Origin of the sequence: Collinsella sp. AF36-3AT (assembly GCF_003475205.1) — a bacterium.
GTDB lineage: Bacteria > Actinomycetota > Coriobacteriia > Coriobacteriales > Coriobacteriaceae > Collinsella > Collinsella aerofaciens_AF.
On sequence record NZ_QROZ01000003.1, the window covers coordinates 175055 to 200406 of the forward strand.

The 25352-nt window shown below is 60.2% G+C and carries 23 protein-coding genes; 19 read left to right on the plus strand and 4 right to left on the minus strand.

Going from position 1 to position 25352, the window contains the following annotated elements:
- The first annotated feature begins 18 nt into the window (after positions 1–18).
- From DW003_RS04575 to ffh, 9 genes are all read left to right on the plus strand, one after another.
- Positions 19–516, plus strand: coding sequence for an ATPase (locus tag DW003_RS04575; RefSeq protein WP_040358176.1), 498 nt, complete (start codon positions 19–21; stop codon positions 514–516).
- Positions 516–1070, plus strand: a complete 555-nt coding sequence (locus DW003_RS04580) for a DUF177 domain-containing protein (protein ID WP_118387802.1) — start codon at positions 516–518, stop codon at positions 1068–1070. Before DW003_RS04575 ends, DW003_RS04580 begins: the two co-directional genes overlap by 1 nt.
- 64 nt (positions 1071–1134) lie before the next feature.
- Complete coding sequence (rpmF, locus tag DW003_RS04585; RefSeq protein ID WP_022094017.1) at positions 1135–1314, plus strand: 50S ribosomal protein L32; 180 nt, start codon at positions 1135–1137, stop codon at positions 1312–1314.
- Positions 1315–1401: 87 nt separating this feature from the next.
- Positions 1402–2421, plus strand: coding sequence for a phosphate acyltransferase PlsX (gene plsX / locus DW003_RS04590; protein ID WP_118387804.1), 1020 nt, complete (start codon positions 1402–1404; stop codon positions 2419–2421).
- A 124-nt stretch (positions 2422–2545) separates the two neighbouring features.
- On the plus strand, positions 2546–2788 hold the full coding sequence (locus tag DW003_RS04595) for an acyl carrier protein (RefSeq protein ID WP_055309519.1): 243 nt from the start codon (positions 2546–2548) through the stop codon (positions 2786–2788).
- A gap of 3 nt (positions 2789–2791) precedes the next feature.
- Positions 2792–3517 (plus strand): ribonuclease III, encoded by a 726-nt coding sequence (rnc, locus tag DW003_RS04600; protein ID WP_117765703.1) that lies wholly within the window; start codon positions 2792–2794, stop codon positions 3515–3517.
- A 10-nt stretch (positions 3518–3527) separates the two neighbouring features.
- Entirely contained in the window at positions 3528–7064 is a 3537-nt protein-coding gene (gene smc, locus DW003_RS04605; protein WP_118387806.1) for a chromosome segregation protein SMC, read from the plus strand.
- Positions 7064–7981: a signal recognition particle-docking protein FtsY gene (gene ftsY / locus DW003_RS04610; RefSeq protein ID WP_118387808.1), complete on the plus strand. Its 918-nt coding sequence runs from the start codon at positions 7064–7066 to the stop codon at positions 7979–7981. Before smc ends, ftsY begins: the two co-directional genes overlap by 1 nt.
- Positions 7982–7991: 10 nt before the next feature.
- On the plus strand, positions 7992–9467 hold the full coding sequence (ffh, locus tag DW003_RS04615; RefSeq protein WP_118387810.1) for a signal recognition particle protein: 1476 nt from the start codon (positions 7992–7994) through the stop codon (positions 9465–9467).
- A 120-nt stretch (positions 9468–9587) separates the two neighbouring features.
- On the opposite strand, the gene DW003_RS04620 is transcribed toward ffh, so the two are convergent.
- A complete protein-coding gene (locus DW003_RS04620; RefSeq protein ID WP_118387812.1) occupies positions 9588–10352 on the minus strand; it encodes a DUF134 domain-containing protein in 765 nt (254 codons plus the stop codon).
- A 166-nt stretch (positions 10353–10518) separates the two neighbouring features.
- Here DW003_RS04620 and thyA point away from each other — a divergent pair, with 166 nt between their 5' ends.
- From thyA to DW003_RS04640, 4 genes are all read left to right on the plus strand, one after another.
- Positions 10519–11367: a thymidylate synthase gene (gene thyA / locus DW003_RS04625; RefSeq protein WP_089571709.1), complete on the plus strand. Its 849-nt coding sequence runs from the start codon at positions 10519–10521 to the stop codon at positions 11365–11367.
- Between the two features lie 9 nt (positions 11368–11376).
- The gene (locus DW003_RS04630) at positions 11377–11895 is read left to right on the plus strand and encodes a dihydrofolate reductase (RefSeq protein ID WP_118387814.1); all 519 of its coding nucleotides are present in this window, start codon (positions 11377–11379) and stop codon (positions 11893–11895) included.
- A gap of 109 nt (positions 11896–12004) precedes the next feature.
- Complete coding sequence (locus tag DW003_RS04635; protein ID WP_118387816.1) at positions 12005–12919, plus strand: RNA methyltransferase; 915 nt, start codon at positions 12005–12007, stop codon at positions 12917–12919.
- A 125-nt stretch (positions 12920–13044) separates the two neighbouring features.
- A complete protein-coding gene (locus DW003_RS04640) occupies positions 13045–14394 on the plus strand; it encodes an MATE family efflux transporter (RefSeq protein WP_117564142.1) in 1350 nt (449 codons plus the stop codon).
- An 85-nt stretch (positions 14395–14479) separates the two neighbouring features.
- Here the strand turns inward: DW003_RS04640 and DW003_RS04645 are convergent, their stop codons facing one another.
- Positions 14480–14965, minus strand: a complete 486-nt coding sequence (locus DW003_RS04645) for a cob(I)yrinic acid a,c-diamide adenosyltransferase (RefSeq protein WP_118334763.1) — start codon at positions 14963–14965, stop codon at positions 14480–14482.
- Positions 14966–15057: 92 nt separating this feature from the next.
- On the opposite strand from DW003_RS04645, the gene ftsH reads away from it, so the two are divergent.
- The 3 genes from ftsH (at position 15058) to DW003_RS04665 (ending at position 17923) form a co-directional block, all read left to right on the plus strand.
- Entirely contained in the window at positions 15058–16950 is a 1893-nt protein-coding gene (ftsH, locus tag DW003_RS04650) for an ATP-dependent zinc metalloprotease FtsH (protein ID WP_187361833.1), read from the plus strand.
- A gap of 76 nt (positions 16951–17026) precedes the next feature.
- Positions 17027–17488, plus strand: coding sequence for a DUF523 domain-containing protein (locus DW003_RS04655; protein ID WP_117776284.1), 462 nt, complete (start codon positions 17027–17029; stop codon positions 17486–17488).
- A 246-nt stretch (positions 17489–17734) separates the two neighbouring features.
- Entirely contained in the window at positions 17735–17923 is a 189-nt protein-coding gene (locus DW003_RS04665) for an IS3 family transposase (protein ID WP_099431656.1), read from the plus strand.
- A gap of 115 nt (positions 17924–18038) precedes the next feature.
- Here DW003_RS04665 and DW003_RS04670 read toward each other — a convergent pair whose 3' ends face one another.
- Positions 18039–18641, minus strand: coding sequence for a Type 1 glutamine amidotransferase-like domain-containing protein (locus DW003_RS04670; RefSeq protein ID WP_118387818.1), 603 nt, complete (start codon positions 18639–18641; stop codon positions 18039–18041).
- A 439-nt stretch (positions 18642–19080) separates the two neighbouring features.
- On the minus strand, positions 19081–20169 hold the full coding sequence (locus DW003_RS04675; RefSeq protein ID WP_118387820.1) for an iron-containing alcohol dehydrogenase family protein: 1089 nt from the start codon (positions 20167–20169) through the stop codon (positions 19081–19083).
- A 485-nt stretch (positions 20170–20654) separates the two neighbouring features.
- Here DW003_RS04675 and ileS point away from each other — a divergent pair, with 485 nt between their 5' ends.
- From ileS to DW003_RS04690, 3 genes are all read left to right on the plus strand, one after another.
- Positions 20655–23456, plus strand: coding sequence for an isoleucine--tRNA ligase (gene ileS / locus DW003_RS04680; protein WP_117786777.1), 2802 nt, complete (start codon positions 20655–20657; stop codon positions 23454–23456).
- Between the two features lie 240 nt (positions 23457–23696).
- Positions 23697–24296 carry a signal peptidase II gene (gene lspA / locus DW003_RS04685; RefSeq protein WP_233540646.1) on the plus strand — a complete coding sequence of 200 codons (600 nt, stop codon included), beginning with the start codon at positions 23697–23699 and terminating at the stop codon, positions 24294–24296.
- A complete protein-coding gene (locus tag DW003_RS04690) occupies positions 24296–25309 on the plus strand; it encodes an RluA family pseudouridine synthase (protein WP_118334429.1) in 1014 nt (337 codons plus the stop codon). The genes lspA and DW003_RS04690 overlap by 1 nt, the downstream gene beginning before the upstream one ends.
- Positions 25310–25352 lie beyond the last annotated feature (43 nt).

Sequence of the window (25352 nt, forward strand, 5' to 3'; positions counted from 1 at the left end):
CCTATGAAAGGAGACCGGATGCCGGGCGAGAATTTTCCTGGCGATAGGATCGTCAGCTTGGTCGATGAGCTCGAAGGGCTGATCGAGGAAGCCAAGCCGCCTTTCGGCAAGAACGCTCAGTTCAAGGTCATCGACGCCGACGTGTTCTTCAACATCCTCGACGAGATCCGCATGAGCTATCCCGAGGAGTGGCAGAAGTCCCGCCGTATCCTTAAGGAGCGCGAGGAGCTTATGGCTTCCGCCGCCGCTCAGGCCGATTCCATCATCGCCGACGCTCAGCAGCAGGCCCTCACCATTGCCGGTGAGCAGGAGATCGTCCGCTTGGCACAGCAGCAGGCCGACGACATCCGCGATCGTGCCCAGCAGTACGAGCGCGAGACGCGTTATGCTGCCGAGGACTACGCAGAGCAGGTCTTTACGCACCTGGAGGAGAACCTCAAGAGCCTGACCGGCACCGTTACCCGTTGCCGTCAGCAGCTCAACGAGGGTGCCGCCCAACAGAATGGTCAGTGGTAATGGCTGAGTTCCCGAGCGTTACCGTCGATCTTTCTGAGCAGCTCGAGTTTCCTGGTGATTCGTATCCGCTGACCGGCAAGGTCGATGTTGCCACCTACACAGTGGGTGAGAAGGAGTACCAGCTACAGGACGGCATCGACTACGACGTTGTCTTTACCAATGCCGGTACCGGTGTCTTGCTCACGGGCATGGTCCGCGCGCACGCCACCGGCGAGTGCGACCGTTGCCTGGAGCCTGCCTCGTTTGATATCGCCGGCGAGATCGAGGAGTTCTACCTCTTCGAGGAGCCCGAGGATCCCGAGGCCTACGTGGACGGCTACGAGCTCCTGGGTGAGGACCGCATCGTCGATCTGGGTGAGCCCATCAATGACGCGGTCGTCATGGACACGCCGTTTGTCGTTCTGTGCAAGCCCGATTGCCGCGGCCTGTGCCCCACTTGCGGTTGCAATCTCAACGTCGCGCAATGCGATTGCGCCGCCCAGGCAGAGGCAGAATGGGCCGCTGCCACGGAAAATCCATTTGCAGCATTGAAGAATCTCAAGCTCGACGAGTAAAACTGTGGTAGTATCGCTACTTGCGCGTAATCGCCACACTGGATAGTTCATAAGGAAGGTCACTATGCCCGTACCTAAACAAAAGCAGGGTCGTATCCGCACTCACACCCGTCGTTCCGCCAACATGAAGATCTCGGCTGCGGCTCAGTCCACGTGCCCCCGTTGCGGCGCTGTCAAGCTTCCGCACCACGTGTGCCCCAGCTGCGGTTTCTACAAGGACCGCGAGGTTATCGTTACCGAGTAACGGTATACTCTGGATGCGATGCCGTTCCAAATGGAACCACAATGGCCGGCTCAATGAGTCGGCCATTTTTGTATAAGGAGTATGTATATGAGTAACGTTCGCGTTTGTGTAGACGTTGTGGGCGGAGACGAGAAACCTCAGGTTGTTCTCGATGGTATCGAGGCTGCACTTGCCGCCGATCCTGATATCGAGGTCCTGGCAGTCGGTCCCGCCGAAATCGTCAATCTCTTTGCCGCGGCCCATGCACGTGTGGAGGCTCTGGAAGCCCCTGACATTATCGCCATGGATGACGATCCCATTCGCGCCGTGATGACCAAGCGCAAGTCCTCGATCGTGCTTGCCTGCCGCGCCATCAAAAAGGGCAACGCGGACGCGTTTTTCTCCGCCGGCTCCACCGGCGCCATGACCGCTGCCGCGACCGCCTACGTCACACCGTTTAGATATATGGCCGAAGGCAAGAAGCAGCCGGTGCGCCCCTGTTTGACCAATGCGCTGCCCAATCGTGCCGGCGGCCTGACGGTGCTGTGCGACATGGGCGCCAACCCCGATGTCGAGGTGGACGACATGGTGCGTTTTGCCCAGATGGGTAGCGCTTATGCCCGCGTTGTCCTGGGCATCGAGCATCCTCGCGTGGGCTTGCTTGCCAATGGCACCGAGGACGAGAAGGGCTCCAACTTTACCAAGGCCTGCTTCCCGGCCATGAAAGCCGCCGTTCCCGGCTTTGTGGGTAACTGCGAAGGCACCGATCTTACGTCGGGCAATTTTGACGTCGTGGTCGCCGACGGCATGTCGGGCAACATTGCGCTCAAGGCCACCGAGGGCGCTGCCAAGTTTTTGTTGCAGGAGCTCAAGGGCGTCTTTATGTCTTCGCTTGGCACCAAGATCGCCGCGCTGCTCATTAAAAAGCAGATGCGTGAGATAAAGGCCAAGCTCTCTGGCGACGCCAAGGGCGGCGCGATTCTTTTGGGCCTGCGCGGCGTGGTTCTGATCGGCCATGGCGCCACCTCGGTCGAAGCTGTTAAAAACGGTACGCTTGCGGCGGCCGAAGCCGTGCGCGCCGGGCTGGTCGAGAATGTCGCCAACTCCATGGACGGCATCGTTTTGTAAGAGCGAGTTAGAGCGCTGTTATGTGCCTCGCGGCCTGCTTCGTGGGGTAGAATCAGAACCGTGTCTTGGTACCGCCCGGGCGGTACCATTCTTTTGGTATTCATGCACTATGAGAGGAAGCGCTATGGACCGCTCCGAAATCTTCGACAAGATCGCCGAGGTCGCTGCTGACGTTCTGGGCGTCGATGTTGCCGAAATTAGCGATGAGACCACCTTTGACGATCTCGATGCCAACTCGCTCGAGCGCCTGCAGCTGGTTACGGCTATCGAGGACGAGTTCAACCTCGAGATCGATGACGAGACTCTGCTCTCGCTCAACTCTGTCGCCGACGCCGTCGACGCGATTGAAAACGCCAGGGAGGCCTAGGTCTTGGCTTTGTCTGAACGACTTACGCGTGCCCAGGAAATTCTGGGCCACGAGTTCAATAATAAGGTGCTTCTGCGCGCGGCGCTTACGCATCCCTCGGCAGTCGAGGGCCAGCCGGTTTCTGCCAGCTATGAGCGCCTTGAGTTCTTGGGCGATTCCATTTTGGGCGCCGTCGTCGCCCGTTCGCTCTTTGAGTCCTATCCCGAGTTTGACGAGGGCAAGCTCACGCGCCTGAAGGTGTCGCTTGTCTCGGGCGCTACGCTATCCGAGGTGTCGCATGAGCTGGGCATCGACGACATCATCATCTTTGGTGCCTCCGAGACCGGTACCGGCGCGCGCGGCCTGCACTCGGCGCTCGAGAACGTCTACGAGTCGCTCGTGGGTGCGCTGTACCTGGATGCCGGCTGGGATGTTGCGGCGGACTTTATCCATCGTACGCTCAAACCGCACCTGGCCTCCGAGCGTGCCGAGCACCCCGCGAACCCCAAATCGTTCTTGCAGGAGTGCGTGCAAGCCGACGGTCACGAACCCCCGGCGTATAAGCTCGTTGGCTCCGAGGGCCCGGCGCATGCGCCCACCTTTACCGCCGTGGTGTTGATCGATGGTATTCGCCAGGGTCGCGGCTCCGGCTCCTCAAAGAAGGAAGCCGAGGGAGCCGCTGCACTTGAGGCACTTGACCGCATGGGCTACACCACCAACGGCGTGATTCTCAACAAGAAGCCTGTTTAAGCGAGGAACCGTGTATCTCAAGTCCCTCACGCTCAAAGGGTTCAAGTCGTTTGCCGACCGCGCCCATATGACGTTTGAGCCGGGCCTGACCGTCATCGTCGGTCCCAACGGCTCGGGAAAATCGAACATCTCTGACTCGATTCTGTGGGTCCTGGGCGAGCAGAGCGCCAAGCAGCTGCGCGGCCAGGCCATGGAGGATGTCATCTTCTCGGGCTCGTCAGCGCGCAAGCCGGTGGGTGTCGCCGAGGTCACGCTGGTGCTCGATAACTCGGACCATATGCTGCCCGTCGACTTTGACGAGGTCGCCATCACCCGTCGTATGTATCGCTCGGGCGAAAGCGAGTACCTCATCAACTCGAGTCCGTGCCGCCTGATGGACATTCAGGACATCCTGCACGATTCGGGCTTGGGCAAGGATACGCATTCCATCATCAGCCAGGGCAAGCTCGACGCCATTTTGCAGAGCCGCCCCGAGGAGCGCCGTGCCCTCATCGAGGAGGCCGCCGGCATCTCCAAGCACAAGCGCCGCAAGGAGCGTGCGCTCAGAAAGATTAAATCGATGGACGAGCACCTGACGCGTGCCCGCGACATCAATAAGGAAATTGCCCGTCAGCTGCGACCGCTGGAGCGTCAGGTCGATCGCGCGCGCAAGTATAAAGAGCTGTCCTCGCGCGCGAACGAGCTTACGCAGATGCTGGCCGTCGACGAGCTGCGTTCGCTGCAGTCGCAGTGGAACGACTTGGAGAGCCGCTCCAAGGAAGGTGCCGCCGAGCTGGAGCTTGCGCAGTACCGCTTGGGCGAAAAGGAACGCGAGCTCGAGAAGCTCCAGGTCATGCTCGAGGAAAAGGGCCTGTTTGTGGGCGATCTGGGCGAGCAGCGCCGCCATATGCAAGACGTGGTCGGCCGCATTAACTCCGATATGCGCCTGCTCGAGGAAAAGGGCCACAACATGGTGTCGCGCCTGTCCGACATGCGCGGCCAGATCTCGAGCTCCGAGCATCAGCGTCGTCGCGTGGTAGAGGAGCTCGAGGACGCGCGTGCGCAGCTTGAGGAAGTGACCGGCGCGCACATGCAGGCCCAGGAGGACGTTGACGCCGCCGGACCTGCCGCCGCCGAGCTCCACGAGCGGCGCGTGACGCTCGACAATCAGATTTCGCAGCTTACGCGTGAGCAACGCGATGTGCAGCGTGTGGCCGATAACGCGGCGCTCGAACTCGCCAAGGTGAAGGACTCGCTGAGCAACGCCGAGGTCGAGGACAACATGTATGCCTCGCGCCTGGAGCAGATCGATGACCAGCTCGAGGAAGTCACGGCCTCACTCGAGAGCCGTCGCGACCGCGCCGAGGAGCTTGAGGGTGCACTCGATCAGGCCCGTCAAGCCCAGATTGATGCGCGCGAGGCTACCGAGGTCGCCCGTGCAGCCCTTAAGGATTTGCGTGCCCGCGAGAGCGAGGCGCGCAACAAACTGTCCGAGGTGCGCTCGGAGCTTGCTAGCCAAAAGAAACTCGATGCCCGCATGGCCGACAGCTCGCCGCTCGTGAGCTGTCTGGTGGGTGTACTGGGCGACGATGTCTCGGGTCGTCTGGGCGACGTGCTCGAGGCCCCTCGTGAGCTCGAGGGCCTGGTGGAGCAGCTGCTTGCCGGCGATATCGATGCGCTGCTGTTCGACGATACGTCCGCGCTTGAGCGTGCCGGTCGTGCCGCTCTGGACCAGAAGAAGGCCTCGGGCGAGGCGCTGCTGGTGGCGCGCGGTGCGAGCGCCTCTGCTGCCGCTAAGGGCGCTGCCGGTTCCCGCCTGGTCGATCGCCTGTCCGTACGCGCCGGCTATGGCCCGGTTGTCGAGGCGCTGCTCGGCGGCTATTACGTTGTCGACGACTTGGCGGCTGCGCTGGCCGCGCCTGTCGTTGACGGCGTGACTTACGTGACCCCCGATGGCGCCCGCGTCGCCTGCGGCGGCCTGGTGCGTGTGGGCCTCGACGCCGGCGAGGCGTCGGGTGCCTTGGAGCGCAAGCGTCGCATTCGCGAGCTGGAGGGCCTGGAGCCCGATCTGGCTGCTGTGTTTGAGCATGTGTCGGATCAGGTCGTCGAGGCCAATGCGGCCGTCGAAGAGGCGCGTGCCGCTGAGGGCGATGCCGCCGGCGAGATCGCCCGTCTTGAGGGCGAGCGCCGCTCGCTGCTCTCCGAGATTGGCCGCCTGGAGCAAAGCGCCAACAACGCCGAGGTCGAGCGCGTGCGCATCTCCAAGCGCCGCGAGCAGGCCGCCGAGGCCGTTCGCGCTGCGCGCCCGCGCGTGGACGAGCTCACCCGCTCGCGTGACGAGGCCCGAGCGCAGGCAAGCGATCTTGGCCTTCAGATTGCCGAAGCCAACGACGAACTCGACCGCGTTCGCCGTGACGATTCCGAGGCCGCCGGCAAGCTCGCCGATGCCAAGGTCCGCCTGGCCCAGACGAGCGAGCGCCTTCGTTCTCTGAAGGGCCGCGTGCCCGATCTGGAGCATCGCCTGGAGGGCATCGACCGCCGTATCCGCGGAACACGCCAGGCCTCGCGCTCACTCGAGCTGCTGCGCCTGCGCGTCGATCCCATGCACGAGCGCTATTCGGCCCTGCTGGAGCGCGCGTCGGATTGGGCAGCGCGTCTGCGTGACCAGGCCTCTCTGGAGGAGGCGGACTCCGCTTCGCTCAAGAAGACCATCGAGGATGCCAAGGCAGAGGTTGCCCGCGCTAAGGAGAAGGTCGATACCGCCACCGCCACGCAAAACGAGTTTAAAGTCGCGCGTGGCAAGCTCGAGGTGCAGGTAGAGGCCGCCATTAAGGCCATTACCGCCGATGGCAACACGGTACTCGAGGAAGCGCTCATGCTTCCCGCGCCCACGGACCGCGATGCCGCCGAGCGCGAGCTCAACCAGCTTGTGCGCCAGATCAACAACCTTGGTCCCGTGAACCAAGTTGCCATGGAGGAGTACGAGCAGCTCAAGCGCCGCGCCGATTACATCGAGGAGCAGCTGGCCGATCTGGTGAGCGCGCGTAAGGCGCTCACCAAGATCACGGTGGCTATTGATCGCAAGATGCGCAAGGCGTTCCTTGTGACGTTTGAGAAGGTCGACGCGAACTTCCGCGAGATCTTCGCTATGCTGTTCCCGGGTGGCCAGGCTCATCTGGAGATGACCGATCCTGAGCATCCGGCCGAGACGGGTATCGAGGTCGTGGCGCAGCCGCGCGGCAAGCGCATCACCAAGATGATGCTCATGTCGGGCGGCGAGAAGAGTCTGACGGCACTCGCCCTGCTCTTTGCCGTGTACCGCACGCGCACGGTGCCGTTCTATGTGCTGGACGAGGTCGAGGCGGCACTTGACGATGCCAACCTGTCCAAGCTCATCGGCGCGCTCGACGTGTTGCGTTCCGATACGCAGCTCTTGGTCATTTCGCATCAGCGCCGTACTATGGAGGACGCTGACGTTCTCTATGGCGTCTCGATGCAAGCCGACGGCGTCAGCCGCGTCGTCTCGCAAAAACTCGATCGCGAAACCGGAAAGGTCGTGAATGCATAATGGGATTCTTTGACGCTCTCTCGCGCGGACTTGAGCGCAGCCGCGAGGCCCTCAACGAGGTCTTCTACTTTGGCGGCGAGGTCGACGAGGACTTTTGGGAGGACCTTGAGGATACCCTCGTTATGGGTGACATGGGCGCCGAGGTCGCCATTCAGGTCTCCGATGATCTGCGCGAGACGGCCGCCAAGAAGAACCTCAAGACCGCCTCGCAGCTCCGTCGCGCCCTGGCTGAGCAGCTCGAGCAGCATTTTGTGCCCGCCGAGCGCGATCCGTTCTCCGACACGCCGAGCTGCGTGCTGTTTGTAGGCATTAACGGCGCCGGCAAGACCACGACGGTCGGCAAGATCGCGAGCGCCATGGCTGCCCGCGGCAAGAATGTCATGATCGGCTCGGCCGATACCTTCCGCGCCGCCGCCATCGAGCAGCTCGATGTGTGGGGCCAGCGCGCCGGCGTCCCCGTCATCAAGCGCGACCGCGGCTCCGACCCGGCAAGCGTTTGCTACGACGTGCTCGACGAGGCCGACAAGCGCGGCAGCGACCTGGTGCTTATCGATACTGCTGGCCGTCTGCACACGAGCCCCGAGCTCATGCGCGAGCTTGCCAAGGTGGTCAACGTGACGCGTAAGCGCGCCACCAATATGGCCGCCGGCCCCATGCCCGTCTCGGTCGTCCTCGTGATCGATGCCGCAACGGGCCAAAACGGCCTGAACCAGGCGCTCGAGTTTAATGAGGCGCTTGGCCTGGACGGTATTATCATGACAAAGCTCGACGGCACGGCTAAGGGCGGCATCGCCATGGCCGTGGCCGAGAAGCTCAAGCTCCCGATCCTTCGCATCGGCGTGGGCGAGCAGGTCGATGACCTGCAGGAGTTTAACGCCAAAGATTTCTGCCGCGCCCTGGTGGGCGAGTCCAATTAAGGAGTGACTAGTGTTTGATTCTCTGAGCGATCGCCTCAACGACACATTTGACCGCCTGCGCGGCAAGGGTAAGCTGACCGAGGCCGATATTACTTCGGCCATGCGCGACATTCGCATGGCGCTGCTCGAGGCCGACGTTAACTTTAAGGTCGTCAAGGAGTTCGTTGCCAAGACCAAGGAGCGCTGCATGACCGCCGAGGTCATGGAGTCGCTGTCGCCGGCGCAAAACGTCGTCAAGATCGTGCTCGACGAGCTCACCGAGATGCTCGGCTCCACCGAGAGCAAGCTCGTCTTTAGCAACCGTATCCCCAACGTCATCATGCTCGTGGGCCTGCAGGGCTCCGGTAAGACCACGGCGGCCGTAAAGCTGGCCTACCTGCTCAAGAAGCAGGGCCGCTCGCCGCTGCTCGCCGCGTGCGACGTCTACCGTCCCGCCGCAGCCGACCAGCTAGCCACGCTTGGCGGAGAGATCGGCGTGCCGGTCTTCCGTGGCGACGGTGCACACCCGGTCGACATCGCCAAGGGCGCTATTCAGGAGGCCGTCGACCACCTGCGTGACGTGGTCATCGTCGATACCGCCGGTCGTTTGCAGATCGACGAGCAGATGATGCAGGAAGCCGTGGACATCAAGAAGGCCGTCAAGCCCGATCAGGTGCTGATGGTCGTCGATGCCATGACCGGCCAGGATATCGTCAACGTCGTCTCGACCTTCGCCGAGCGCACCGACTTTGACGGCGTGATCATCTCCAAGCTCGACGGCGATGCCCGTGGTGGCGGCGCGCTTTCCGTGCGCCAGGTGACCGGCAAGCCCATCAAGTTCGTGAGCATGGGCGAGAAGCCCGATTCGCTGGAGCCGTTCTACCCCGACCGTATGGCCAAGCGAATCTTGGGCATGGGCGACGTCGTCGGCATCATCGAGAAGGCCCAGGAGGCCGCCGATGCCGAGCAGCTCGAGGCCGCCGAGCGCATGCTGCGCGAGGGCTTTACCATGAACGACATGCTCGACCAGATGAAAGCCGTTAAGAAGATGGGCGGCATGAAGGGCATTCTCGGCATGCTCCCCGGTGGCCAGCGCGTGCTCAACCAGATGGGCGGCAACCTGGACGAGGGCATCTTCGACAAGAACGAGGCCATCATTATGTCGATGACCAAGGAGGAACGCCTGCGCCCCTCCATCATCAACGGCCAGCGCCGCGCCCGCATTGCCAAGGGAGCCGGCGTAACCCCCACCGAGGTCAACGGCCTTATGAAGCAGTGGGGCGAGATGAATAAGATGATGGGCCGCATGCGCACGATGGCCAATCAGGCACAGGCCGGCGGCAAAAAGGGCAAAAAGGGTAAGAAGGGCAAAAAGATGCGCATGCCCAATATTCCCGGTCTGGATGCCATGGGCTTGGGCGGCATGGGCGGCCTGGGAACAGGTGGTCCTAAGTCCGATATGGACCTGCTGCGCCAGATGGAAGCGCAGATGCGCAATAAGAAATAGAGCTGTAATTCCAGCTTGATATGGCAAAGGCCGCTCGGAAGCTACCGGGTGGCCTTTGCTGTTGGCTTTGTTTGTTGGGTTGCGTTTGGCGTCGCGCCCCGAGCTCGCGGTGCCGTGCCGTTAGTGGCAGCCGCAGCCCTCGTCGCCCTCGTGCTCGTGATGGCCGTGGCAGCCGCAGGAATCGCCATGCTCGTGAGTGTGCTCGTGGTCGTGGCCGTGGCAGCCGCACGTGGCCTCGCCGTTCTGTGCGAGCGTGCCGGCGATAAGGGCCTCGACGCAAGCGTCGCAGCTGCCTTGGGCACCCGCGTATACCGTGATGCCGGCTTGGGCAAGCGCGTTGATAGCGCCACCGCCGATGCCGCCGCAGATGAGCGTGTCCACGCCGCCGTTGGCGAGCAGGCCCGCAAGGGCACCGTGGCCGGTGCCGCCGGTGCCCACGACCTGCTCGCTGAGCACCTTGCCGTCCTGAATGTCGTAGATCTTGAACTGCTCGCTGCGGCCAAAGTGCATAAAGATGTTGCCGTTGTCATACGTGGTTGCCACTCTCATGGTGCCGATCTCCTTTGCTGGCCATACGGCCGTCGTTGTGGTGATGGGGGAGTACGCGATATTGCCGCCCTCGATGATGAGCGCCCGACCATTGACCAGCGCATTTGCCACCTTGCGATGCGCTCGGCTGCAAATTGCCGCCACCGTGGCGCGCGCGATGCCCATGTGCTTTGCGACGGCCTCCTGATTGAGGCCTTCCAGGTCGCATAGCCGCAGGACCTCGAGTTCGTCGACCGTCATGTCGATGGCCTCTCCGCTGGCAAGGCCATCGGGGGTAAAACCGCGATATTCGGGGATGATCCCGATGCGGCGCAATTTTTCACGTCTTCCTGCCATACACTCTCCATATCTGACATATGTCAACAATAGAATAACGACCGTGCGGATTTACGCAAGGAATTTCTGGCATATGTCAGAAAATGAGGGCTTATGTTAGGGCTGTGGGGCCGCTTGCGCCTGGGCTACAATGAATCTCGCTTATAGGCGACTGACAGGAGGGTCAATGAGCAAGGCTGATCAACAGTTTGTAGCCATGTGCCGCGATATTCTGGACCATGGCACCACCACCGAGGGCCAAAAGGTCCGCCCGGTGTGGGAGGACGGCACCCCTGCCTATACCATTAAAAACTTTGGCGTCACGGCACGCTACGACCTGCGTGAGGAGTTTCCGGCGCTTACCCTGCGTCGTACGGCCCTCAAATCTGCCATGGATGAGATCCTGTGGATCTATCAAAAGAAGTCCAATAACGTGCATGACCTCAACAGCCATATTTGGGATGAGTGGGCCGACGAGACTGGCTCCATCGGCAAGGCCTACGGGTATCAGATTGGGCAGAAGAGCCATTATGCCGAGGGTGACTTTGATCAGATGGATCGCGTGCTGTACGACCTTAAGAACACGCCGTACAGCCGCCGCATTATGACGAATACCTACGTGTTTAGCGACCTGTCCGAGATGCACCTGTATCCGTGCGCCTACAGCGTGACGTATAACGTGACGCAGCGCCCGCAGGATGATAAACCGACGCTCAACATGATTCTCAACCAGCGCAGCCAGGACATTTTGGCTGCGAACAACTGGAATGTGTGCCAGTACGCCATTTTGCTGATGATGGTCGCGCAGTCGGTCGATATGATTCCCGGAGAGTTGCTGCATGTGATTGCCGATGCCCACATTTACGACCGTCATGTCGATATCGTCCGCGAGCTTATCGAGCGTCCGCAGTTTGCCGCGCCTAAGGTAACGCTTAACCCCGATGTGCATGACTTCTATGCGTTTACGACCGACGACCTGATTGTCGAGGGCTATGAGCACGGCCCGCAGGTCAAGAACATCCCCATTGCGGTGTAGGTGACGTGCATGACGTGTAAGCTTTCTGCCATTGTCGCCGTGTGCGATGACTGGGGTATTGGGTGCGAGGGCGACATGGTGGTGTCCAACCGTGCCGACATGCGTCATTTTGTGGCGTGCACCAAAGGTTGCCCGGTTATTATGGGGCGCAAGACCCTGCTGAGTTTTCCCGGCGCACGGCCGCTCAAGAATCGTCGCAATATCGTGCTCACGCGCGACGAGGATTTTTCGCCCGAAGGTGTCGACGTGGTGCATAGTATCGGCGAGGCGCTCGCCGCGGTTGCCGATGAGCCCGTTGCCTGGGTGATCGGCGGCGGCGATGTCTATCGGCAGTTTTTGCCGTACTGCGTGGAGGCCGAGGTCACGCATAACCACTGCGTCCATCCCGTGGACACGTACTTTCCCGACTTGAACGCCGATCCCGCGTGGGAAGTTGCGCGGCGCGAAGGGGTTGCCACGATTGCCGCGGGCGAGGGTGACGAAGGCCTCGATTATGAGTTCGTGACGTATCGTCGCGTTGAGGCGTAAATCTCCTATTTGCCCACGGTATTATCGGGTTGGAATGATTGAGGGGCGGCGCTTGGCGTCGCCTCGTTTGATATAGATGCTGCTGTAAGAAGGGTGCGGGCTGGCTGCTATGACTGATGCCGTTGAGGTGCTGCGAATTGATTCGCTCGAGGACGAGCGGCTCGATGCCTACGTGCGACTGACCGAGCGCGAGTTGCGCTGCGTGCTGGAGCCGCAAAGGGGCATCTTTATCGCCGAGAGTGCCAAGGTTATCGAGCGCGCGGTGCGCGCCGGATACCAGCCGGTGAGCTTTCTTTTGGGCGAGCGCTGGCTCGACCAGATGATGCCGCTGTTTGAGCGCCTGATTGTGCGCGAGGGCGCGGGTCCGGTTCCTGTGTTCGTTGCCTCCATGGAGCTTATGGAGCAGCTGACGGGCTTCAATGTGACGCGCGGTGCGCTCGCGGCATTCCGTCGTCCACGTCAGATTCCGGTAGCCGAGTTCTTGGGTGGCGTCGTCGATGCGGCGGGGGAGCGCCCGGTGCGCGTGTGCGTGCTCGAGGGCATTGTCGACCACACCAACGTCGGCGCGATTTTCCGCTCGGCGGCTGCGCTGAACGTCGATGGCATTTTGGTGAGCCCTACGTGCTGCGATCCGCTGTACCGTCGCTCGGCCCGCGTGAGCATGGGCACGGTGTTTCAGGTGCCCTGGACGCGCATTGGCAGCGAGGCGCGCGTATGGCCGCATGATGGGCTGGCGGCGCTGCACGATGCCGGCTTTTCGTGTGCCGCCATGGCGCTGACGGATGATTCGGTGTCGCTGGACGATCCCGCGCTCCAGGAGATTGACCGCCTGGCAATCTTTATGGGCACCGAGGGTGCTGGCTTGGGCGCCAAGACCATTGCAGGCTGCGACCGCGCCGTGCGTATTCCGATGGCGCATGGGGTCGATTCACTCAACGTGGCCGCGGCAAGCGCTGTTGCCTTTTGGCAGCTGTGCCCGCATGTGAGCAACGAGTACCACTACCAGCCGGGGCTGTATCACTAGGCAGATAGTTAGCACCGGGCTCTGGTTCGGGGCGTTTCGGCCGACGTCGGTCGGTGCTAAGCTGGTATTGGCTTTGGTCTTAAATTGCCGTTTTGTTGTTTGACGTACGCTGGTGGGGAGGGCGTGTGGCTAAGAAATCTACGGCTATCGATGTAACGCAGGGTGTCATTTGGCAACAGCTGCTGTCGCTGTGCGTCCCTATCTTCTTTAGCTCGTTTTTTCAGCAGGCTTACACGCTTATTGGTACGTATATCGTCGGCCAGTTTGGCGGCAAGCTCGCGCTGGGTGGCATTCAAGCCACGATGGTGCTCACCGAGCTCTGCATTGGCTTTTGCGTTGGCGTTGGCGCTGGCTGCGCGGTCATTACCGGTCAGTATTTTGGTCAGCACGATGATGAGCGATTGAGTCGTTCGGTCCATACGGCCATGACGCTCGCGCTGGTGGGCGGTATCGTTTTCTCGATTCTTGGCATAGTGTTCGTTGAGCCCATGCTGGTACTTATGAACACGCCGCATGAACTATTGGCCGAGGGCGTGGCCTATGCTCGTTGCTATTTTGCCGCCATGGTTGCGGCGCTGCTGCTCAATATGGGAACGGCGCTGCTGCGCGCCGTGGGCGACACACGCGGTCCTGCTGTGATCATTGCTTCCGGCTGCCTTGTTAATGCGGTGCTGGATGTCATCTTCGTTGCCGTGCTTCATATGGAGGCTCTGGGCTGCGGCATCGCGGTGGCGCTGACCATTTGCTCCAACGCCACGATGATCGTGATTCGTATGATGCACGCTCCGGGTGCGTGGCGGCTTTCACTGTCCAAACTCTGCATTGATCCTGGCATTTGTAAGAGCATGATCTCGTGTGGTCTGCCGCTTGGCTTTCAGTCTGCTGCGTATTCGATTTCCAACGTTTTGATTCAGGTGTCGGTCAACTCGTTTGGTGCCGATGTCACCACGGCGTGGGGTCTTTCGGGCCGTTTGGATGGCATTGTCTGGATGGTTACCGAGGCGCTTGGCGTTTCGATCACCACGTTCTCGGCACAGAACTTTGGCGCGCGCAACTACGAGCGCATGCGCAAGGGCTACCATACGTCGCTTGTGCTGTCGTTTATGCTCATTGGTGGCCTGTCTGCCGTGCTACTGGTGTTCTCGGGTCCGTTGTCGCGTCTGTTTGTCGACGATGCTTCGATTTCGGCCTACACCACGACGATTCTTCATTTCATCGCGCCGTTCTACGCGATCTTCTCGATTATCGAAAACGCGTCCGGCTCCATCCGCGGCGCTGGCGTGAGCTTCCAGCCTATGATGCTCACGATTTTTGGCACCGTCGTGCTCAGGGTGATCTGGGTGTTTGCGATTATGCCGTTCGATCCGTCGCTTGAGCACCTGCTGCTGGTTTACCCCGTAACCTGGCTCATCACGGCCACGATGTTTACCATCTACCACCACAGCGGCAACTGGCTCGGCCGCGCCACCGCCTAATGATCCGTAGGGGACGGAGGAAAACGGATCATTGACCTGGCGATAAGGCAAAATGATCCGTTTTCCTCCGTCCCCTTCGGATCATTTAGTATTCGATGCCTTGGCGGGCTAGGAGGCCTTCGTCGAAGTAGTGTTTGACGGGGCGCATTTCGGTTACTAGGTCCGCGAGATCGGCCAGTGGCAGCAAGCCGCGGCCGGTGAGCACGAGCTCTGTGGTGGTCGGTTTCATTGCGATCAACGCTTCGACATCTTCGCGCGTCACAAAGCCTCGGCGCATGGCTTCTCCCAGCTCATCCAAGATCAGCATGTCTACCTGGCTAATCTGCTCGCGTGCGAGCTCCATGATCTGCGCGGCGCAAGCCTCGGGCGTGTCGCGATCGGCCTGCACAATGCGCAGTCCCAGGCGCGGCGCGGCATCGTGTTCGGCGCAGTGCAGCTTCTTGGCAAACTGCAGCATGAGTACGTTGAGACCATAACCTGTGGCACGCAAAGCCAGCCCCAAGGCGGCCGTGGTTTTGCCCTTTCCGTCGCCCGTGTAGATCTGAACCTTGCCGACTTCCAGTGATGCCATCTCTGTCCTTTCGTGCCCGGCGTCGGTTTATCGTCGCTCGGGTTGGGTATTCTAGAAACCATTATCAACCCCAGTAGATGGAGTTCAAGCAGATGGAGATGGATGACAACAAACGTAGACGGAATATGATCCTCTACGTGCTCATCGCCTTCGTCGTCTACCTCGTGCTCTCGACCGTTCTGTTCCCCAACATCGGTCACACGCAGCAGATTACGAAGACCGATTACTCGACGTTTGTCAAAGCGCTCGATAAGAAGAGCGTCAACAAGGTCGAGTACAACACGGACGATTACACGATTTATTACACCAAGAAGGGCGAGGACGAGAACATCGCCTACAAGACGACCGGTGTGCCGAATGATGCGGGTTTTACCGATCGCGTGCTTGAATCCGGTGCGTCCCTGGAATCGGTCGTTCCCGACAAGAACTCGGGTTTGATGACCTACTACCTGCTCACCCTCATTCTTCCCATGGCGATTTTCTTCCTGATTGGCTGGTGGCTCAACCGCCGCATGAAGAAGGCCATGGGTGATGACGGTCCGTCGATGAACTTTGGCGGCGGTGGTTTTGGCGGCGGTGGACTGGGCAAGTCCGGCGCGCGCGTGATCGCCTCCAAGGACGTGGGCGTGACCTTTAAGGATGTCGCCGGCCAGGAAGAGGCCAAGGAGTCCCTCAAGGAGGTCGTCGACTTTCTGGAGAAGCCGCAGCGCTACGAGGAGATCGGCGCCAAACTGCCACGCGGCGCTCTCCTTGTCGGCCCTCCGGGTACCGGTAAAACCCTGCTCGCCAAGGCTGTGGCCGGCGAGGCGGGCGTGCCGTTCTTTAGTATTTCTGGTTCTGAGTTTGTTGAGATGTTCGTTGGCCGCGGCGCCGCTAAGGTTCGCGATCTGTTTAAGCAGGCCAAGGAAAAGGCCCCGTGCATCGTGTTTATCGACGAGATCGATACCATCGGTAAGAAGCGCGATGGCGGCGGCTTTAGTGGCAACGACGAGCGCGAACAGACGCTCAACCAGCTGTTGACCGAGATGGACGGCTTCGATAACCACAAGGGTATCGTCGTTCTTGCTGCTACCAACCGTCCCGACAGCCTTGACCCGGCCCTGCTGCGCCCCGGTCGTTTTGACCGTCGCATCCCCGTTGAGCTGCCCGACCTGACCGGACGTAAGAACATCCTCGAGCTGCATGCAAAGAGCGTGAAGACGGAGCCGCCGATCGACCTGACCGCGATTGCCCGCGCCACGCCCGGTGCCTCGGGCGCCGACCTGGCCAACATCATCAACGAGGGCGCGCTGCGTGCCGTCCGCGAGGGTCGCAAGCGCGCGACTCAGGATGACTTTGAGGAGTCGGTGGAGGTCGTCATCGCCGGCCAGCAGCGTAAGTCCACGGTTCTGTCCGACCACGAGAAACAGGTCGTGTCCTATCACGAGATCGGCCATGCCATCGTTGCCGCCCGCCAGAAGGGTTCTGCGCCGGTTACCAAGATCACCATCGTGCCGCGTACGAGCGGTGCTCTGGGCTACACCATGCAGGTCGAGGAGGATGAGCGCTTCCTGACCACGCGCCAGGAAGTCCTGGACAAGCTCGCTGTCTATTGCGGTGGCCGTGCAGCCGAGGAGCTTATCTTTGGCGAGATGACGACCGGTGCCGCCAACGATATCGAGCAGGCCACCAAGCTCGCCCGCAACATGGTGACGCGCTTTGGCATGTCCGATGAGTTTGGCATGATGGCGCTTGGTACCGTTCAGAATGCGTACCTCAACCAGGATACGTCGCTCACCTGCGCCCCCGGTACGGCCGAACGCGTGGACGCGATCGTCGCCAAGCTGATCGAGGATGCGCACGACCGCGCTCTGCAGATCCTCAAGGAGAACAAGTTTAAGCTCCATGAGCTGGCTCGTTATCTGTACAAGAAGGAGACGATCACGGGCGAGGAGTTCATGAATCTCCTCACGCGCGAGAATCCGCTGATGCCAAAGCAGCAGTAATACTGGTTGCGCAGTGTCTATCGCCCCATTTGAGTGTCCATCTCAAATGGGGTGTTTTGCGTGGGGAGAGTTGAATATGAAAATCGTGGTAAGTGCCTGCTTGATGGGCGAGAGCTGCAAGTATAACGGGCTCGATAACTACCATCGCGAGCTGGTCGAAGCGTGCGAATGCACGGGGACCGAGGTACTCTTGGTGTGCCCTGAGGTCTTTGGCGGCCTGCCCACGCCGCGCAAGCCGTCCGAGATTGTGAACGGCGAGGTCCGTACCTGCGAGGGCATTTCGGTCGATCGCGAGTTTCGCCTGGGTGCCCAACGTGCGCTCGATATGTGCGAACAGGCGGGCGGCCCGTCCGAGATTGTTGCGTGCATTTTGCAGGATCGCAGTCCGTCGTGCGGCGTGGGCCATATCTACGACGGATCCTTCAGCGGCACGCTCACAACGGGTAACGGTGTCTTCGTTGACCTGCTCCTGCGCCACGGCTACCGCGTGATCCCGGCAAGCGAATTCGATCCCAGCATGCTGGAACATTGTCCATAGCACTCGAACCCAACACTTCCTCACGGGTGACCGTTTTGGCATCATCCGTGAAGTTGATATTGAGTACGACCCGGTCATCAAAGACGTAGACCGAGTTGACAGGCGCCGTACCCAGGCAGCCCCTCCCCGCGGCCCTCGCGCAGGAACGCGCACACGGCCTTCCCGTCTCTTGCGCCCCTCCTGGAACTGTCCACATCAGTGTAGCCAATTCAGTCCGCCAAGGGCTGAAGCCCGGACAACGCGGCGATGGAGGGCTTCTTCGGCCTGCTCAAGAAGGAGTTCTGGCACGGCAGGGACTGGTCGGACTGGACCCCCGCCCGCTTCATCGAGGAGCTCGGGGGCTGGATCGGTCGATACAATACGGAGAGGCGCAGCGATGCGCTCGGTGGCCGCACGCCGGCCGAGTTCCGCTCCGCGCTGGGAAGGGCCGCGTAACGGTCCAAGAAATCGTCCGCAGTCCCCATTCTTGCCCCTTTGGGACAGCTTCTTGTTGGGGCGTGCCTGCCCCTAACCCTGCTAGGAACGAGTACAGCAAACTGGAATTTTCAAATTAGTCTTTGCAAATTACCTTTGAACCTTCATCATCAATTACAATTCCCTGACGGTTGTTAATTGGGCATAGATTCAAATCCGAAAACTCAGTCATTATTTTCTCGGTAACTTTCTTAAATGGTGCTGTAAGAAAATGCGGAAGAACATAGAAATCAATCAAATTAAGCCCTGAATCATCTTCTTGTGAGTAGTCCTCCGGCTTTTCATCCATTTGCTCGATATATTGGATGCTTGGAGCGCATACAATCGCACCTGCCGATTCACCAATCATCAGTTTTCCCTTTTCCAATTCTTTCTTCAACAGCTCATCCGTTCCCGTTTTACGGAGCTGGTCTATAAGGAAAAAAGAATTTCCGCCGGTAAAATAGATCACATCTGCATCTTCAAAAAGAGACTGTATCGTTGAATAAGCCTCCGTTGAAATATCAATTTCAGTTACGATTGCTCCCAACTTTTTGAATAATTTTCGAGCCGAGCCGACATAACCGGTGTAGCCTTCACGCAGCGAGGCTGTTGGAATAAATGCGACTTTTTTATTTTCAATTTCTTCCTTTATCAGACTTCCTACACTTGAAAAGTGGGAACAAAAAAACAGTTTCATCAATATTCTCCTTTATATATAAATTCTTATTTGTTGAACTAAGCCGTGTATACCATACTCTCCAATGAAAGAACGCCCTGATATAGCGAAATTTTGCCGTTTTCCTGCGTACGTGCGTACACACTCCACAGGAATTCTAAGGGGCCTGCCCCCTTGGCACACGGACTTTGGAACAAAGTCTAGTGTGTTACGCCTTGCCAGAGGTGTACAGGCTCCCGGTATGCACGTACGAAGCAATTGCCATCAATGTGCCATATAAGTGGCGATCAAGTTCGCATAAAGCGACCTTGATCCCGCAAAATAAAAGGCAGGATACCATCACCACGATGATACCCTGCCTCTGTTCGTTTCTGTTTACCGTTCCGAGTACGAACTGAATGCTGGAGCAATATAAAACCACCAGAAAGGTGCCTGTCCCCTTTGTGGTGGTTTTGGTAGGTTAGGCGAGGAGCGTGTGGCCGTAGGTGTTGGCAGCCTTGATGGCGGCGGCGAACTTTTCGTCGGTGAAGGGCTCGGGGTTTCCCTGCTTCCACTCGTTGGTGGTGTGCGCGTACTCGCACAGGGCGGGGATATCGGACTCGGAAAGCCCGACCTGCTCAAGCGTCACGGGCAGTCCCATCTGCTTGTTAAAGGCTGAGTAGCGCTCAAGGTTCTCGGTATCGCCCGTGTAGGCAAACAGCACCAGCACGCCCAGGCTCACGACCTCGCCATGCAGGTAGGTGCCCTCGCGCGGAATGCTGCAGGTGGCGTTGTAGAATGCATGCGCCACGCTCGAGTTGTAGTAGTAATCGTTTTGGTTGGTCAGGTTGGAGACGTAGCCCGTGTTGACCACGATATCGAGCGCGATCTGCTTGACGGCTTCGGTCGACAGGTTCTGGCGAACGTCCTCAAGACCCTGCACGCCATAGGTAAACAGCGGCTCGGAGCAGGTGTGTGCGAGCGCCAGGCCAAGACCTGCGGTGTGCTCCAGGTTGCCGGCGCTCGTGGCGTACTCGACCTCGGGCTGCTTGGACAGGGCATCGCCCACGCCCGCCCAGAAGTACTCCGCCGGAGCCTCGGCGATGATCTTGGGGTTGATGAAGATGTGCGCGGGGCGGTTGGGGTACGAATAGCCCTCGAGCGAGCCGTCGTCGTTGTAGACAACGGCAATGGCGGTCGCGGCCGAGCAGTTGGAGCAGATCGTCGGTACCGTAAAGACGATCTTCTTGAGCTCGATGGCCGCCGTCTTGACGGTATCGAGCGCCTTGCCGCCGCCGCAGGCAATGAGCACGTCGGCTTCCTGGCAGGCGGGGGAGTTTACGACCTTGGCGATATTGGCGCGCGTACTGTTGGTGCCGTAGACGCGTGTCTCCAGAATCTCGATGTCGGTGCCCTCCAGTGCCGCTTCGATACTGGGAAGCGCCGCGGCCAGTGCTCGTTTACCGCCGATAATCGCGACCTTGGCCGCTCCGTACTCGTCCAGCGCGCCGGGCAGCTCGTCAAAGCAGTCCTCGCCGACGGTGTAGTCGCTCATTCCAATCGTGCGCATAGCAGCCTTCTTTCGTTCGATAAAGTGCTTACAGGTATTTTGCTCCAAGAGAAGGTCCACGGCCGCAAGAAATTTCGAACGTATAAAACCAGTGTTGAGGGTTTTTCGCCGGTGCGGAACGTGCTAGCATACTCCGCATAAGCGTTGATGGGGACGAGTAGTCGGCCGTCCGTGTGCTACAGAGAACGGGGAGCGCTGAGAACCCGTGCATGCGACCGATGAAAATCACCCCGGAGCTGCGGTCCCAACGGACGCGCCGTACAGGCACGTCTTAGTAGACATCGCCGAGATGGTCGTCGATACAGGCCAGCCGAGTAACGGATGCGAGCGCGCTGTAATGCGGGTGAGGGCATCTAAGCTGGGTGGTTAAGCGAAGAGCTTTTGCGGGCGTGCAGCCCGTTTGTGGCGCTTCGTCCCAGCTTGTAGGGACGGGCGCTTTTGTGGTGCCCAGAGGGCGTGCGCGCCCACGACATGAAAGGGGTACCGTGGCAAACGAGTACAAGCAGACGATGAATCTGCCCAAGACCGGTTTTCCCATGCGTGCCGGTCTTTCCAAGTCCGAGCCCAAGCGACTCAAGGACTGGCAGGACAACAAGGTCTACGAGCAGGTTCTGAAGAAGAACGAGGGTCACAAGAAGTTCGTGCTGCACGACGGCCCTCCGTACGCCAACGGTCCGATCCACATCGGCCACGCCATGAATAAGATCTCCAAGGACATGATCAACCGCTACTGGATGATGCAGGGCTATGAGGTCCCTTATGTCCCCGGTTGGGACTGCCACGGCCAGCCGATCGAGCACAAGGTCGAGGAGAAGCTCGGCACCGAGAAGTTCAACCAGACCCCCACGGCTAAGATCCGTGAGCTCTGCAACAAGTTCGCTGTCGAGAACATCGAGCTGCAGAAGGCCGGCTTCCGTCGTCTGGGCGTGCTCGGCGACTGGGACAACCCCTATCTTACGCTCTATCACCAGCATGACGCTGCCGACATCGAGGTCTTTAAGGCCATGTTCGACAAGGGCATGATCTATCGTGGCCACAAGCCGGTTCACTGGTGCAAGCACTGCCACACCGCGCTGGCCGAGGCCGAGATCGAGTACTCCGACGAGACGAGCCCCTCCATTTTCGTCCGCTTTGAGATGACCTCCAAGCCCGCCGGCCTCGAGGGCTTCGATGGCCCGGTCGACTTTATCATCTGGACGACCACGCCGTGGACCATTCCCTCCGACCAGGCCGTTTCCCTTAAGCCCGGCGCCGCCTATGTCGCCGTTGAGCACGATGGTCGTGCCGAGGTCATGCTCGAGGACCTGGCTCCCAAGTGCTGCGAGGAGTTTGGCTGGGAGTACACCCCGGTTATGGTCGACGGCAAGCCCTACGTGGTTCCCGCCGAGACCTTCCACCACATCCACTACAAGCAGCCGATCTTTGACGGTGTTGAGGGCGTGGCGCTGCTGGCCGATTACGTCGGTGTCGATGACGGTACCGGTATCGTCCACAACTCGCCCGGCCACGGCGTCGACGACTACTTTGCCTGCCTCAAGGAGGGCATCACCGACATCTGCATGCCGGTCGATGACGACGGCAAGTTTTACACCGGCGAGGAGTTTGGCACCGGCGGCCCCTTCAGCGGTATGGATACCGATGAGGCCAACCCGCACATTATCGAGTTCCTGCGCGAGCGCGGCACCCTGGTCCTTGAGAAGAAGATCACGCACAGCTATCCGCACTGCTGGCGCTGCAAGCACCCGGTGCTCTTCCGTGCTACCGACCAGTGGTTCGTCTCGATGGACAAGACTGGCTTGCGCGAGCAGGCTGGCAAAGAGGTCCGCCAGAACGTCAAGTGGTATCCGGCCCACGCCGCCAACCGCATTGGCGCCATGGTCGAGCAGCGTCCCGACTGGTGCATCAGCCGTCAGCGCAACTGGGGTGTGCCTATCCCCAGCTACACCTGCGCCGACTGCGGCGAGAAGGTCATGAACGACGCCACGCTCGACGCCGTCATCAAGCTCTTCCACGAGAAGGGCTCCGACGCCTGGTTCACCGACGCTCCTGAGAGCTATCTGGGCGAGGCCTGCGTCTGCCCCAAGTGCGGTGGCCATCACCTCAAGGCTGATAAGGACATCCTTGACGTGTGGTGGGACTCCGGCGTGTCTTGGAAGGCCGTCTGCGAGTACCGTCCCGAGCTGGAGTACCCGGCGGACGTCTACCTCGAGGGCTCTGACCAGCACCGCGGTTGGTTCCAGAGCTCACTGCTCACCTCGGTGGGCGCCAACGGCCACGCTCCGTACAAGGCGGTCGTCTCGCAGGGCTTCACCCTCGACGGCCAGGGCCGTAAGATGTCTAAGTCACTCGGCAACGTCATCGACCCCAACAAGGTCTGCGACGAGATGGGTGCCGACATCATCCGTCTGTGGGTCGCCTCCGTCGATACCAGCTCCGACGTCTCCATCGACCACGAGATTCTCGCTCGTACGTCCGATGCCTACCGTCGTTTCCGCAACACGCTGCGCTTCCTGCTCTCCGAGCTCGAGGGTCAGTTTGAGCCCGAGACCGACGGCGTCGCCTTTGCCGACCTGCTGCCGCTCGACAAGCTCATGGTTGCCCGCCTGACTCAGGTCCAGGCCGAGGTTGACGATGCTTATGCCAGCTACGAGTTCCCGCGTGCCTACCGTGCACTCTACGACTTCGTGGTGACTGAGCTTTCCAACGTGTACCTCGACGCCCTGAAGGACCGTCTGTACTGCGAGAAGCCCGGCTCGCTCGAGCGTCGCAGCGCCCAAACCGTGCTGGCCGAGCTCTTCTCGATGCTCATGCGCGACCTGCAGCCGATCCTGTCCTACACGGTCGACGAGGCCATGGCCTATGCGCCCGCCGGCTGCGTCGATCATCAGAAGTACGCCGCGCTGCTCGATTGGTACAAGTCGCCCATCACGATCGACGAGGCCAATGAGTTTGAGGGCGTGCTCGAGGCTTCACTCGAGCTCCGTAGCGCCGTGACCAAGGCCCTTGAGGACGCCCGCTCCGCCGGCACCTTCACCAAGAGCCAGCAGGTCCGCGTCAAGGCGGTCGTTCCCGCCGAGATGTACGCGCTGCTGACCGGCGACAAGGCCGTCGACCTGGCCGAGTTCTACATCGTCTCCGATGTTGAGCTGACCCAGGGCGAGGAGCTCTCCGTTGCCATCGAGGCTGCCGAGGGCGAGTGCTGCGACCGTTGCTGGAACTACCGCACCACCGTCGGCGAGTACAACGGCCACGCTCATATCTGTAAGAGGTGCGCGAACGCACTCTAGTTACGCGGTTTTACCAAACCGCGTAACGGCTCGACGCTGCAAACCCGCCAGAGCGGCAATCTGCCTTTCAGCTTCGGCGGCATGACCAGAAGGTCTATGCCGCCTTGCTTCAAGGCACCTTGCTCGCTCTGGCGGGTTTTCGCTGTTGGTAGCGAATCATCGGCTATTTCGTTGCTGGTCAATATAAGATATTGATTTGCGTTAAACGTAATTCGATGTTTTTGAGGGTAGGGGATTGATTTGGGTCGTTCTGCGGATATGACGCCGCCTTTGCGTTGGCGGTTGGGTGTTGCTGGTAGCGTGGCGTTGGCCGTGCTGCTTGTTGACCAGCTGACCAAGCTTGCGGTTCGTGCCGTCGGCGATGCTCTGCATGTGACTATTATCCCCGGTGTGATCGACTTCCTTTTCGTGCGTAACATCGGTGCTGCCTTTAGCTTGGGCGAGGGACATGGCCTCGCGTTTGCCGTGCTGGCGTTTGTCGTTATCGTTGCGATCGCGGTGTACTTGCTTCGCGCGCCCCAGCTTGCTCGCTTTGAGGTTGTGGGCATGGCTATGGTCGTGGGCGGCGCCATTGGCAATGCGATCGACCGTCTGGCTTTTGGCTTTGTGACCGATTTTATTGCCACCACCTTCATCGACTTCCCCGTCTTCAATGTGGCCGATGTCGGCATTACGGTCGGTGTGGTGCTTGCCCTCATCGGCTACATGTTCTTGAGTCCTGCGGCCCGTGAGGTCGACGCGACCGCCGAACTCAACGCCCGTGACGAGGCCCGCGCTAAGCGCAAGGCCCAGCAGCGTGGGGAGCGTGCCCGCAAGATTCGCGAAAGGAGCGAGCGCTAATGGCCGACATCCATATCCTTGTTGCCGACGATGCCGCTGGTCAGCGTCTTGACGCCTATCTGGGCGCTAATGACGGCTGCCCTACGCGCTCTGCCTGCGCGCATCTGATCGAGGGCGGTGCCGTTGCCGTCAACGGCGAGACATGCCTGTCAAAAAAGTATGCCGTGCGCTCCGGCGACCGTATTTCGGTCGATTTGCCCGAGCCGCACGATCCCACCGATGTGATTCCCGAGGCCATTCCCCTCGATATCCGCTACGAGGACGACTACCTCATCGTGCTCTCCAAGCAGCGCGGTCTGGTGTGCCATCCCGCCCATGGCCACGAGAGCGGCACCCTTGCGAACGCCTTGGTCTATCACTGTGGCATTGACCATCTGGGCACCGTGCAGGGCGAGGACCGCCCCGGCATCGTGCATCGCCTGGATCGTGACACCTCGGGCCTTATGCTCGCGGCAAAAGACGACGACACCCAGCGCGCGCTTCAGAATCTCATCCGCACGCGCACGCTCGACCGCCGCTACATTACGCTCGTCCACGGCCACATTGCCATGGACGAGGGCACCATTAACACCGGCATTGCCCGTTCTACGCGCGACCGTGTCAAGATGGCGGTTTCGGACGATCCTTTCGCGCGCCAGGCCATTACGACCTTTAGGGTCCTCGAGCGCTTCGATTCCACGCGTTTTGACGATGGCTATACGCTCGTCGAGTGCCACCTGTTTACGGGTCGCACGCATCAGATTCGCGTGCACATGCGCCATATCAACCACGCCTGCGTGGGCGATCCGCTCTACGGTAAGTGCGATGCGCGTGCCGACCAGGGTTTGACCAGGCAATTCCTCCATTCCTGGCGTGTGGCGTTCGATCATCCCGTGACGGGGGAGCGCATTGAGTGCCGCGATGAGCTGCCGTGGGATCTCGCCGCCGTTCTGGATGACCTAGCCCCGCGCTCGCTCGGCCGCACTGCCGCCGGCGACGAAATCGTTCCGCAGCTCGGTCTGCTCGAACCCTAACCAGTATTAGGTGGTTTCTTGAACTCGGTTAGCCTACGGTAAG